Source organism: Arcicella sp. GW821-FHT09D11 (assembly GCF_059416265.1).
Genome location: NZ_JBWKOV010000007.1, coordinates 140096 through 154346, shown reverse-complemented (window position 1 = coordinate 154346; position 14251 = coordinate 140096). Strand labels below are relative to the sequence as shown.

The following is a 14251-nucleotide window of genomic DNA, read 5'->3' as shown; positions in this document are numbered from 1 at the left end:
TAATTCACTAAGTATCATTATTTCTTCAAAATGTTTCATTTTATTTTGCTTGTCCTATAATTTCATACCTTTATAGCACAAAGGCAGTCTTTCATTATTAGCGTCTATTTTACTTTTTGAAAAAACAAAAACATATATCATTCCTTTTACGAGCCATCGCTATTTTGTCGTTTTGTTCATACCATGGTATGGCTCAATCATATTTTTTCAGGCATTATCAGGTCGAGAATGGGCTTTCAAACAATACTGTTTATTGTACAACCCAAGATAAAAACGGCTTTCTGTGGTTTGGCACCAAAGATGGTCTAAATCGTTTTGATGGATATCATTTTAAAATTTATAAAACTACCCAAGGGCTTCATGACTTTAAGCCAGACTTGATTAATTGTTTAAAAACGGACAAAAACGGCGTGTTGTGGGTAGGTTCGACCAAAGGATTATTTTATTTTGATAATCAAAAAGAGCAATTAGTGCGTTTCTTGGATTCAGGGAAATTTAATGAAATCAATAGGTTAGAAATAGATGGTAAAAACCAACTTTGGTTTATTGCTCAGTTAACACTTTGTCGATACAACTTTGAAACAAAAACTACTACGGTTTTTCCTTTGCCTAAGTTTTTTCCTGCTACTTCACTGGCAATTGATAATGATGGAGAAGTATGGACTTCTACAGACAAGGGAGTAATTAAAAAATTTAATGCAAAAACGAGTGCTTTTGAAAGTTATGATATTTTTAAACATTCGCCTAAGGTTTCTTCACACTGGATACATAAAATGTATTTTGTGGACAAGCACACCCTATACATTGGCACTGCCAGCCAAGGGTTAAAAGAATTTGATATACCGACTGCCACCTACAAAGATGTTTTGAGCATAAACCCTGATAAAACCAAAGTGCATGTACGCGATATTCAACAATATTTAGCTCATGAATTATGGATTGCTACAGAATCGGGCATTTTTATTCTGAATACCAATACTAAACAATTTACTAACCTTAAAAAGAAATTTCTTGATCCTTTTTCTTTGTCTGATAATGCCGTTTATTCTCTTTGTAAAGATAAGGAAGGCGGTATTTGGGTAGGTACCTACTTTGGCGGTATTAATTATTATGCAAAGGAACATTCCCTATTTCAGAAATATTTTGCTGATAATTCAAAGAAATCTATCAGTGGTAATGCCATCAGGGAGATTTGTGAAGACCGCTTGGGAAATATTTGGATTGGTACAGAAGATGTGGGACTCAGCAAACTAAATCCAAAAACGGGAGAAATTACACAGTTTATGCCCACAGGAAAAAGTACGAGTATTGCTTATTCAAATATTCATGGATTATTGACCGCAGGCAATGATGTATGGATAGGCACATTCGAACATGGGTTGGATATTATGGATATCCGCACAGGAAAAGTACGGAAGCATTATAATGAAGGCCCAGGGAAAAATGATTTGAGAAGTAGTTTTATTGTTAGTTTTTTGCAAACTAAATCTGGGGACATTTATGTAGGTAATTCTAATGCTTTGTTAAAATATAATCCTACAATTGATGGTTTCGAGGCAGTACCAGAAGCCCCCGCTAATATTTGGGTGTCATCGCTAATAGAAGATTATAACCATACTATTTGGATGGGGACGCATTGGGGAGTATTTTATTTTAATCCTACAACCAAAGAAAAAGGATACTTCAGAAATGACCCTAACAACAAAAATAGTCTGACCAATAATGATATCAATGCTATTTACGAAGATAGTAAACAGTGTATATGGTTTTCTACAGAAGGTGGCGGTCTTTGTAAATTGAGCAAAGACAGAAAAACCCTTACAAGTACTACCACTAATGATGGACTTCCTAGCAATTTTATTTACAAGGCATTGGAAGACAATAATCATAAAATGTGGGTGACGACCTCGAAAGGATTAGTACACCTAAATCCTGACAATAAAGAGATGGTAACGTATACTAAAGACAACGGTTTACTGAGTGACCAATTCAATTATAATTCGGGATATAAAGATGCCACAGGGAAAATGTATTTTGGAAGTGTAAAAGGAATGATAACCTTTGAGCCCGATAAAATTATAAAAACCAATAGTACAGCCCCAATTTATATTACTGATTTTCAAGTAGATAACAAGGAACAAACCATTGATGGGAAGCATTCTTTTTTGAAGAAATCAATTATTTATACCAATGAAATCACGCTACCTTATGACAAATCGTCTTTTAATATCGACTTTGCAGCCTTGAGTTATGTCTCGCCAGAAATGACGGAGTACAGCTATTTTATGCAGGGATTAGACAAAGAATGGACAGCCATTAAGCCCAATCGTAAAGTATATTTCACCAATCTTTCACCAAGAAAATATACTTTTCATTTAAAGGCCTTTATTAATGGCAATTGGAGTAAAGAAGAAAAACTATTGGTCATCAATATTTTACCACCGTGGTGGGCTACCATCTGGGCTTATCTCTTATATGCCATTCTTGTATTATCGCTGATTTATTACTTATTACGAAGCTATCTTACTATTATTGAAGATAAAAAAGCAAAAGAAATCTATGAAGCTAAGATTGACTTCTTTACCAATTTAGCCCATGAAATCAGAACTCCCCTTACATTAATAAAAGGGCCTGTGGAAAATCTACTTGAGCAAGTAGACGGTATTCCTGATATTAAAGACGATGTAATGATGATGGACAGAAATACCAATCGCCTCATTGCACTAGTAACACAAATTCTGGATTTTAGAAAAGTAGAAACGAATAGCTTTACGGTAGATTTTGTACGAGTAAACATTACTGAAATGTTGAAAGACGCTTATTCAAATTTTGCGTTATTAACCAAAAAACGAAAGTTGGATTACACGATAGCATATCCCCCCAACGATGTTTTTGTATTGGTTGATGAAGAAGCACTGAATAAAATTCTCAGTAATCTTTTTAGCAATGCTATTAAATTTGCCCAAAAGAAGGTAGCCATTCGGTTGTTACCATTAGCTGAAAGTCCTGTTTATATTACGATTGAATTTGAAAATGACGGATTGAGTATCCCCTTTGAGATGAAAGAAAAGATTTTTGAGCCTTTTTATCGCCTGAAAGAATCCAAACAAGAAGGAACAGGCATTGGCTTAGCATTGGCGAGGTCGTTGGCAGAATTACTTCATGGAGATTTATTTTTGAAAGAAACGATAGATGGCTCAATTGTATTTGTATTAAAATTACCTGTAGAAATCAACTCAACGCTTAGAAATTAATGACAAACGATATGCAACCCATCATTTTACTTGTTGATGACAATGAAGAAATTCTAGAGTTTTTAGAAAGAATGTTAAGAAATAAATATACTATTCTGAAAGCCGAAGATGGAGCAGAGGCATTGAAAATATTGGAACGAGAAGCTATCCAGTTGGTTATCAGTGATGTAATGATGCCCGTGATGGATGGGTTTGAGTTATGCAAAAGAATAAAATCTAACTTTGAATTTTCACATATTCCAGTCATACTGCTTACGGCAAAAAACTCAATCCAAGCAAAAGTAGAAGGGTTAGAATTAGGGGCAGATGCCTACATTGAAAAACCTTTTTCCAAAGAATATCTCCAAGCTCAAATGGCAAGTTTGTTAAACAATAGAAATATTATTCGAGAATATTTTGCTAGTTCTCCCTTGATTCATATCAAGAGTATGGCGCATTCCAAAGCTGATGAATTGTTTCTGGAAAGCCTACATGATACGATTACCAAAAACATTGAAGATACAGATTTGGATGTAGAAAAACTGGCCGAAATTATGAATATGAGCCGTATTACCCTCTACAGAAAAATTAAAGCTATCTCTGTCTTAACTCCCATCGAATTAATCAATATCACTCGCCTCAAGAAAGCAGCAGAATTGTTAGCCCAAGGAAATCATCGCATTTTCGAAGTTTCTTACATGGTCGGCTTTAGCTCACAAAGTAACTTTGCTCGCAATTTCCAAAAGCATTTTAATATTACACCCACAGAATATATGCACTCAAAGCAATTGGAAAAAGAGAAAAAATAGTCTTTGATTGATACATAAATATTTTACGGAAAATAGAACTATATGACTATCATATAGTTTTTTTTATATTTTATCGATTCAATTATACGACAAAAAGGCGAATTATTTTGTTCAATCAGTCTTATTATATAATTTTGCCTATAGAATATATAGATTAATAATATAACGAAATGACATCATAAATATACGTTCTGTGCTAATTTCACCAAATTCATTGATTTTTCTGCAAAAAAAATATTAATTGGACTGGATTTACCATTAAATCGATTATATTTTGTTTATTTCTGCTTTAAAGGCTTTAAAAACACATTTATTAGAAAAATTATAAATTCTAAATAAGTTGTTTGTAGCTTTATGATTCGTATGGTAAGCGTTATTATTTTTCGTAATTTCACGATACTCTTTTCTTTTCAAAATCTTTACCTTTAAAGAAATAAATAAAACGATATCACATACTGACCAAGAACTATACCTACTGATTCAGCAAGGAGAAACCACTGCTTTTGATGAAATTTATGAAAGATATTGGGCAAAACTTTATGCATTTGCTTATAATAGACTAAGGGAAAAAGAAGCGTCTGAGGAAATCATTCAAGATGTTTTTGTTTCACTCTGGTCTAATCGCCAAAACCTGCAAATTAATAGCTCACTCTCGGGCTATCTCTTCCAAGCTGTCAAGTATCAGATGCTCAATTTCATGAAATCGACTCAGGTACGCAATAATTATATTGATAGTTTTAATCATTTCAGAGATGCCTTGTTCGACGATTCGACCAATGAACAAATGGCATTGAATGATTTAAAAATGATGTTGGAAAAAAGCATTACAGAACTCCCTGAAAAATGTCAGGAAGTATTCCGACTCAGTAGAACACAACATTTAAGTATTCAGGAAATTTCGCTGCAATTAAACATTTCCCATAAAACCGTTGAGAATCATTTAACGAAAGCGTTAAAGCATTTGCGAAATTCATTGGGTGATTTTCTGGTTTTAAGCATTTTCTTCGAGCTATTTACCTAATTAAGTAGCCATTTTCAGGGTTAATTTGTGCCTAATTAAAAAAAAGGTTATTTTTTTCATTTTGAGATAGGTGTATATCGCCTTTGCATTTACTTCACTATATGAGGATACATAAAATATTATTTGGGCATTTATGAATCTTCCAAAATAATATTTTATCTACTCAAACTTTAAAACAACTATGGGAGATTCAAAACTTATTATATTAATTGAGAAGTACCAACAGGGCGTTTGTACAGCGGCTGAAAAACGAATGGTAGAAGAATGGATGGATTCGTTGGAAACTGAACAAAATTCTTTTGAGGATATCAAAGAAGCCGAAAAGCTTGCTATCAAGCAAAGGATGTTTTCTAAGATTAAGCAAGATGTAGCAGTTTCACCCCGAAAGTCGATACGTTTTTTTAACTGGGCCAATTATGTTAAAATAGCGGCGGTGTTGGCCATACTGATTGGATTATTTGCTTTGGGTCCAATAGGCTATGATGTGTTTGATTTAAAGAATGAAACGATAATAGCTACTTCAGATGGGCAAACAAAGAAACTAATGCTGTCTGATGGTAGTATTATTTGGTTGAAAGGTAAAAGTACGTTGACATATCCAGAACACTTTGACCAACAGAATCGGGAAGTCAGTCTAAGTGGCGAAGCGTTGTTTGAAGTAGCCAAAGATGCTAATCATCCTTTTATTGTGCATTCTGGTCAAATGGATACTCGCGTTTTGGGTACAAGTTTTAATATTAGACCCATCGGTGCACATATCGAAGTAGTGGTTTTCACGGGTAAAGTAACGGTTTCGTTACCTAATACGAATAAACAAATGTTGATTCTACCACTGGAAAAAGCCATTTGTATGCCTGCTGAAAAGGAAATAAAAGCACAAGTAAACGTACAAAAAGAAGAATATTTGGCGAACACAGAATACAATATGAATTTTGAAGATGCCAAAATGAGTGATATTCTTAAGAAGATTGAGGCAAAATTTGATGTGACGGTAAAGTTAACAGACAACAGTTTGCAGAATTGTTTGATTACGGCTGACTTCACAGATCAGTCTTTAGTGAAAACATTTGAAGTACTTTGCCAGACGTTGAATGGCACTTTTGAGAGAGAAAACAATACCGTATGGCTAAAAGCAGAGGGATGTAATTAGCAGATTGGGCACTTGGCCTTACGGATATAATGCTTGTATAAAACCAAACTAAATAATCAATAAATCAAAACAACGTAATCCTTAATGACAGAAAAAAAATCTTAAAAAAAAGGCAAGAGTGTTCCCAGCACTCCTGCCTTGGCTAACTCCATTTCATCACACCGTTTGATAACGGTGATGAGAAACTATTGTCTTATTCCTCCATTTCAACAAAGAATAAAACCCAATCAAAGGTATGATAGAAAATTATCGAATCAAAGACTTAACCCTAAGAATTATGCGGTTTACAATGCATCAAGCCATCATAATTATGATTTTTACGGGAATCATCAACGCTCATGTAAATTTTGCGCAAGGTGTTCTCAATCAAGGTGTTTCTATAAAAATTGAGAACGTTTCACTCAAAAGTGCTTTGTCGCGTTTAGAAAAAGAAGCTAAAGTAAAGTTTGTTTATAGCAGTAGCCAAATCAATTTAAATCAAACAGTAAGTGTCAATTCTTCTAAAGAAGCACTTGGGAATCTATTGGATGGCCTGCTTAAGCCAATGGGTATTAAATATGCGGTGAAAGACGAACATTTAATTATTTTATCCAGAATTCCAGCAACTAGTATTTCGCTTAATTCATTAAAAGGAAACAATTTACCGAATACATCTACTGAGTCGGAACAAAAGGAGGACGTTACAGGTACTGTTACCTCTGCCGAAACGGGCGAACCTTTAATAGGGGTATCTGTAACTGCCAAAGGTACACCATTCGGAACAATAACCGATGAACACGGAAAATTCCGCATCTTGGCAAAAAGGGGATACATCCTTTTATTTACATACGTAGGCTATGAGTCATATACGGTAACTATAGGAAATGTTACTGACTTGAAAATAAGTCTTAAGCCTTCGCAAAAGGCATTGGATGAAGTAGTAGTGATAGGTTATGGTACTTCCTCCAAAAAGATTAATACAGGTTCAGTAAGCTCTATTACTTCAGCAGAGATTAGTAAGCAACCAGTAGCTAATGTATTAGCAGCTTTGCCTGGGCGTATTCCTGGTGCTCAGATTGCTCAGAATAATGGTCTCCCTGGAAGTGCCGTACAAATCCAAATTCGTGGTCAAGGCTCGCTTTCATCAGGGACAATCCCTTTGTATGTAATTGATGGTGTACCTTTTACTAACTTCAATGGCGGTTCGCCTGCTACAGACAACTTGAATGCTTTCGGTACTTCGGGAGCTAACGGTGGTGTAAGCCCTTTCAGCATGATTAATCCTGCTGATATTGAACGTATTGATATTTTAAAAGATGCCGATGCTACTTCTATTTACGGTTCTCGTGGTGCAAATGGCGTTGTATTAATTACTACTAAAAGAGGCAAAGCAGGAAAAACAAAATTTGATGTAAATGCTTCCACTGGGTTTAGTGAATTGAATCGCTTTATCCCAATGCTTAATCCAGAGCAGTATTATGATTTAAGAACACAGGCATTCAAAAATGATGGAGTAACACCTACTGCCATCAACGCTCCTGATTTATTAATGTGGGATAAAACCAAAACTACCGATTGGCAACAATATTTTTTAGGTGGAAAAGGCAAAATTAGTGATGTTCAAGCTACATTATCTGGTGGTGATGCTAATACTCGTTTCTTATTTAATGCAGGTTATAGAAATGAAACAACCATTTTACCAGGTGATTTTTCAAGCAAAAGGTTTTCTAGTCGCTTGAATCTAGACCATAACTCAAAGAACAAAAGATTGAACGTTGCCCTTGCTGTAAGTTATTCAAAAGATAACACTAACCTACCCCAAAGTGACGTAACGATGGTGTACAATCTACCTCCTAACTTACCTTTATACGATACTAACGGTAAATTGTTTTGGTCGACAAGTTTTACCAATCCGTTATCAAGTTTGATGAGAACGTATATATCTAATACAACCAACTTGATTGGTAATGCAAGTGTAAAATATAATGTTTTTTCAGGCTTTAATATCAAATCAAACTTTGGCTATACCATTACAGATTTAGATCAAAAAAACCTCACTCCTGCTTCGGTATTAAACCCTGCTTCAAACCCTACAAGTAACTCGGTTTTTGCAGACAACAAGGCCCAAAACTATATTATTGAACCAACAGCAGAATATACAAAGGAAATTGGTCAAGGTAAATTATTGGCAGTAGCTGGAGCAAGCTGGCAACACAATACTTCTGATGGTTATTACATAACAGGAAGCAACTATAGTAGCGAGGCTTTGTTGAATACGCTTTCGGCAGCGGGTTTGATTACAATTAATTATAATAATATTGTAGAATACAAGTATAATGCTCTTTTTGGTCGTGTCAACTACGATTGGAAAGGTAAATATTTTGCCAATGCTACTTTCCGTAGAGATGGTTCTTCTCGTTTTGGCCCGAACAACCGTTATGGAAACTTTGGAGCTTTGGGTGCTGCTTGGGTATTTAGTGAAGAAGATTTTGCTAAAAAAATACCTGTCTTGAGTTTTGGTAAATTAAGAGCCAGCTATGGAACTACTGGTAACGACCAGATTTCAAACTACTTATATTTACCATTATACAGCACATCAGGAACGTATTTGAGTAACCCAGCGATGAACCCAGTTACATTGCCAAACGCAAATATTCAATGGGAGACAACAAAGAAATTGGAAGTAGCGTTAGAGTTAGGTTTCTTGAAAGACAGAATCTTGTTTACAGCAGATTATTACAACAACCGTTCTAGTAATCAGATTGCATCTTTACGTTTGCCAATCCAAACAGGATATAATTCTATTTTATCAAATCTACCTGCACTTATTGAAAACAGTGGGTTAGAATTCGATTTGAGTACTACGAATATCTCAACTGGTGATTTGAAATGGACTTCTACGTTTAATATTACTTTGCCACAAAATAGATTGGTTGAATTCCCAGGGTTAGAGAACACTTTCTCTAGTTCATCCTACATTGTCGGGCAACCTATTAACCTTACGAGATTGCTTCATTATTTAGGCGTTGACCCTAAAACAGGCGCAGCACAATATGAGGACATTAATAAAGATGGAGCCATCACTTTTGATGACCGCTATGTTGCTAAAATCGGAACGCCATATTATGGAGGATTAGGAAATAGTGTTTCTTACAAAAACTTTCAGTTAGATTTCTTTTTCCAATTTAACCATCGTTTTGGACAAACGAATATCATCAATAACAGACCAGGGACGTTGAACAACCAAAATATCTCGTATCTGGATGTTTGGAAAAAAGAAGGAGATATTACAAATATTCCTGCGGCAACTACTACTGCAGGGAATGCGGTGTATAATTCATATAACTTCTTTAGTTCATCTGATGCTTTCTGGGGAGATGCTTCCTATTTGAAATTCAGGTCTGCAAGCATTGCTTATAATGTGCCTAAAAACATGGCTAAAGTATTGGGTATGACAAACTGTAGAATATACGTACAGGGGCAAAATTTGTTTACATGGTCTAAAAATAAATATATTTTAGATACAGAAACTACTGTACCTGGAGGGCCTTCTGGCTTGGGAACTGGTGTAATCGCACAGGTTTTACCACCCCTTAGAACTATTATGTTTGGTATCAATTGCTCATTTTAATCAAGGAAAAATATGATAAATATTCATAAAATAAAAGGAGTATTCTGGGCAACAGCCATCGCTTCTTTATCACTTTTATCTTCGTGTGAGTCGTTCGTAGAGTTAGGAGCACCACCGACACAAGTAGTTTCTGAGGATGTTTTTAAATCAGATGCTACCGCAACAAGTGCTATTTTGGGGTTGTATAATAACAACAACATGACCCAATTTATCCAAGGAAGTACATTTTTCCCAGGGATGTCTGCGGATGATATTCAATACAATGTGGTAAACACTACGTATGACGAATTTGAAAACAATGCATTAAGTACTACAAATTCTTTGGTAGAAAATACGATTTGGTTTTATACTTATCAGCAAATCAAAAATGCAAATAATGCAATTGTGGGCTTAAATAAATCCCAGACGCTAACGCCATCTGTAAAAGAACAGTTATTGGGTGAAGCAAAATTCATTAGAGCTTTATCGTACTTCTATCTGGTAAATCTATTTGGCGACGTACCAATGTCATTGACCTCTGATGCTGACTATGAAGCAAAAGCGACTTTACCAAGAACGCCAGCGACAGCTATATGGGCTCAGATTATCACAGATTTAAAAGAAGCTCAAACACATTTACCTACAACTTACGTGGGTACTTTCAAAGGACGTGTCAACAAACATGCCGCCACAACATTGTTGGCACGTGCCTATTTGTATAACAAAGATTGGGCAAATGCTGAAGCTCAGGCAGGGCAGGTAATTACGGCTCAAGCTTATACGTTACCTGCAACAACTGATGCTTTTTTAAATACTAGTTCAGAAATTATCTGGCAAGTAGCCAACACAACTGGAGTATCTATTTTTGGAGGTAACTATTTAGCAGCTACGGGAGTAACACCTAATTATTCTTTGTATGATACTTTATATAAATCATTTGAAGAGGTAGATTTACGCAAGACCAATTGGACGGGTATTACTAAAATTGGAACAACGAGTTACTACTTTATCAACAAGTATAAAGTAAGAACAGGCACAGGGAATGAATATAATATTGGTTTACGTTTTGCAGAATTATACCTGATTCGTTCTGAAGCACAAGCACAACAAGGCAAACTTGCGGAAGCGAAAGCCGATGCAGATATTATTCGAAAAAGAGCGGGTTTAGTAGCTTTGGCAAGTACAATTACTAAGGAGCAACTCTTGTTGGCGATTGAGAAAGAACGAAAACTAGAATTTTTTGGAGAGTGGGGACACCGCTGGTTAGATTTAAAACGTACCAATAGAGCTGATGCTGTAATTGGTGGACAAAAACCAAAGACATGGAAATCGACTGCTGTGCTATACCCAATTCCTGAAAATCAGCGATTAGCGAATAAGAATCTAACTCAGAATGCGGGCTATTAATTATTGCGTGAATTGTGATTTAATGATTGTGTTGGTAATTAAGCACACAAAGTGCTTAATTACCAACACTCCTCTTTTTTTTACATCATAAGTTTTAACAAAACATTTCCAACAACCAACGTACGATTATGAAAAAATTATTAATGGCATTAAGCTTATTGGCTTTGTCTGCTTCAAGCATAATGGCTCAAACGAAGCCTGCTAAAGAAAAAGAAGCATTATACAATGTTAGTGGAAAAATTGAAGGAGTTAAGGATGAAAAAATCTTTATCTCTACGTATAATGGCAAAGGTTTTGATATAGATTCACTGGTAAGTACCGACGGAAAATTTGCGTTCAAAGGCAAATTAAAGTATCCTGCCATTTATAGTTTATATTTAAACCCGAAGAAAGACCGCCTAAACATATTTGTACAAAGTGGTACTATTTTAGTACAAGCAACCAAAGATTCTTTGAATAAAGGAACTGTAAAAGGTTCGGCTTTACACACCGACTGGATGGTACACAGAAAACAAATGGATGGTGCTTATGCATTGATGAGCAAGGGCGATAATTTGTACAAGACTGTTCAAAAAACTAAAGACCCTGACAGTGTTGCGCTGCGAAAAACCGCTCATGACTTGTTTGTTGCTGGTGAAGCTTATGCTGATAGCATCTGTAAGCAATTCATTACTACGCACCCTAATTCTACCATCAGCCCATTCATTATTAATAGTTATTTTATGAGAGCGGGCTCTGAAGATAAAGCTAAACAGTATTATAATCTTTTGGCTAAAAATGCACAGGACTCCTATTATGGAATAAGCGTAAAAGAATTTTTAGATAAAGCTGCTTTAGTGGATGTTGGCAGAATGGCTCCAGCCTTTAGCATGGCAGATACTACAGGCAATGCTTTTACGTTGGCGTCTCTAAAAGGAAAATATGTATTAGTTGATTTTTGGGCAAGCTGGTGTGGTCCTTGTAGAAAGGAAAATCCAAATGTTGTGAAAGCGTATAATGAATACCGTGATAAAAATTTCGAGATTGTAGGCGTATCTTTAGACGACAAAAAGAACAACTGGATAAAAGCCATTAATGCTGATAAATTAACGTGGGTTCATGTTTCAGATTTGAAAGGCTGGCAAAACGAGGCTGCTAAAATGTATGCTGTAAGTGCCGTGCCAATGAATTTCTTGTTAGACAAAAATGGAAAAATCATTGCGAAAAACCTCAGAAGTGAAGAGCTTCACAAAAAACTAGCTGAACTAATTCACTAATCTTATCATTCTTATTGGTTTGTATATGTACAATTGCATATACAAACCAATAATACTTGTAATCATATTAGCGTAAAAACTCAATCCTCTACCACTTGATAAGTAGGGTCTTCCAGAATATTTACTTCAATTACTTTATCAGCTCTTGCTAGCAATGCTCTGGAATCAGGACTGAGGTGAGTAAGTTTTACTGTTTTATTGTGTTGAGCATAACGCTCAGTAATTTTATTAACTGCCTCTATGGCACTCATATCAGCAATTCTACTTTCTGCAAAATCAATGACTACTTCGTTCGGGTCGTTTACAACATCAAATTTCTCTATAAAAGCAGTAGTTGAACCAAAGAACAGCGGTCCATAAATAGCATAATGTTTTACGCCTTTATCATCAATGTATTTTCTGGCTCTGATGCGTTTGGCACTTTCCCAAGCAAAAGATAAAGCAGACATTATAACGCCTATTAATACCGCCAAAGCCAAATTATGAAACCAAATGGTAATGCCCGCTACCAACACTCCAATAAAAATATCTTGATTTGGCATCTTATTGATGATTTTAAAACTCATCCATTCAAATGTACCAATTGCTACCATAATCATCACACCAGTAAGTGCCGCCATTGGCAAGCTTTCAATAAGGGGTGAGGCAAAAAGAATCACTGATAAAATAGCTAGCGAAGCAATAATCCCTGAAAGGCGGGCTCTGGAACCTGCTGAAATATTTACCAACGTTTGGGCAATCATTGGGCAACCGCCCATGCCAAAGAAGAAGCCATTTAAAATATTGGCTGCTCCTTGTGCCAAAGATTCCCTGTTACCATTCCCTTTGGTTTGAGTAAGCTCGTCAACCACATTCAGCGTCAGTAATCCTTCGGTTAAACCTACACCAGCCATGATTAAACCATAAGGAAAAATAATTTGTAAGGTTTCAAATGTAAAAGGAATATTAGGAAGATGAAAAGGTGGAAATCCACCCGACACAGAGGCAATATCTTTGACTGTTTTGGTTTCAATATTAAAAACGAATACCCCTATCCCAACGACAATGATAGCCATTAAGGAAGCAGGAACGGCTTTGCTGATTTTAGGGAAAATTAAAACAATAGCAATTGTTAAAGCCACCAAAGCCAACATGGTGTATAAGGGTGTCGATGATAACCAGACTGATTGTCCATTAACAATTGTTTTGAACTGCTCAATTTGTGCCATAAAAATAACCACAGCCAAACCATTGACAAAACCAAACATGACGGGCTGGGGTACTAAGCGAATAAACTTACCAAGTTTAAACAAGCCTACCATTATTTGGACAATCCCTGCGATAACAATTGCCCCAAAAACATATTCTAATCCATGCGATTGCATTAAAGCAATAAGTACAATTACCGTTGCACCCGCCCCGCCCGAGACTAAACCTGGTCTTCCTCCGAAAATAGCCGTTACAAAACCCATAATAAAAGCTGCATACAAACCCATCAACGGTGGAAACCCTGCTAATATAGCAAAAGAAAGCGATTCTGGAATCATCGTCATGGCAACGGTGAGTCCTGCTAATATTTCTACTTTATAATCTACCTTTTTTGAAAAATCAAAAATATTTAAATACTTAATCATTATTTATATTTTACAATATGATGCTCTTTATTATAAAAGCAAAGGTAAGTCTTAAGGTTTTGGAATCAAAAATTAGTCCATGCTGCCCAAAACACATGCTTAATAAATGCTTAGTCCTTACAATGTGCTTGAATATCTAATAATTTTAAACAATATTTGAGTATTGTTCATCC

At 35.6% G+C, this 14251-nt stretch carries 8 protein-coding genes; 7 read left to right on the top strand and 1 reads right to left on the bottom strand.

Annotated elements, in window-relative coordinates; all coding sequences use genetic code 11:
• Positions 1–116: 116 nt before the first annotated feature.
• The 7 genes from AC07N0_RS18560 (at position 117) to AC07N0_RS18530 (ending at position 12465) form a co-directional block, all read left to right on the top strand.
• Complete coding sequence (locus AC07N0_RS18560) at positions 117–3254, top strand: ligand-binding sensor domain-containing protein (protein ID WP_494590434.1); 3138 nt, start codon at positions 117–119, stop codon at positions 3252–3254.
• The gene (locus tag AC07N0_RS18555; protein ID WP_494590433.1) at positions 3254–4042 is read left to right on the top strand and encodes a response regulator; all 789 of its coding nucleotides are present in this window, start codon (positions 3254–3256) and stop codon (positions 4040–4042) included. The genes AC07N0_RS18560 and AC07N0_RS18555 overlap by 1 nt, the downstream gene beginning before the upstream one ends.
• Before the next feature lie 388 nt (positions 4043–4430).
• Positions 4431–5063 carry an RNA polymerase sigma-70 factor gene (locus tag AC07N0_RS18550; protein WP_494590487.1) on the top strand — a complete coding sequence of 211 codons (633 nt, stop codon included), beginning with the start codon at positions 4431–4433 and terminating at the stop codon, positions 5061–5063.
• Positions 5064–5244: 181 nt separating this feature from the next.
• Positions 5245–6213 (top strand): FecR family protein, encoded by a 969-nt coding sequence (locus AC07N0_RS18545; RefSeq protein WP_494590432.1) that lies wholly within the window; start codon positions 5245–5247, stop codon positions 6211–6213.
• Positions 6214–6448: 235 nt separating this feature from the next.
• The gene (locus tag AC07N0_RS18540) at positions 6449–9823 is read left to right on the top strand and encodes a TonB-dependent receptor (RefSeq protein WP_494590431.1); all 3375 of its coding nucleotides are present in this window, start codon (positions 6449–6451) and stop codon (positions 9821–9823) included.
• Positions 9824–9835: 12 nt separating this feature from the next.
• The gene (locus AC07N0_RS18535; RefSeq protein ID WP_494590430.1) at positions 9836–11209 is read left to right on the top strand and encodes a RagB/SusD family nutrient uptake outer membrane protein; all 1374 of its coding nucleotides are present in this window, start codon (positions 9836–9838) and stop codon (positions 11207–11209) included.
• A gap of 128 nt (positions 11210–11337) precedes the next feature.
• A complete protein-coding gene (locus AC07N0_RS18530) occupies positions 11338–12465 on the top strand; it encodes a redoxin domain-containing protein (RefSeq protein WP_494590429.1) in 1128 nt (375 codons plus the stop codon).
• An 80-nt stretch (positions 12466–12545) separates the two neighbouring features.
• Here the strand turns inward: AC07N0_RS18530 and AC07N0_RS18525 are convergent, their stop codons facing one another.
• Positions 12546–14078 carry a SulP family inorganic anion transporter gene (locus AC07N0_RS18525; RefSeq protein ID WP_494590428.1) on the bottom strand — a complete coding sequence of 511 codons (1533 nt, stop codon included), beginning with the start codon at positions 14076–14078 and terminating at the stop codon, positions 12546–12548.
• Positions 14079–14251 lie beyond the last annotated feature (173 nt).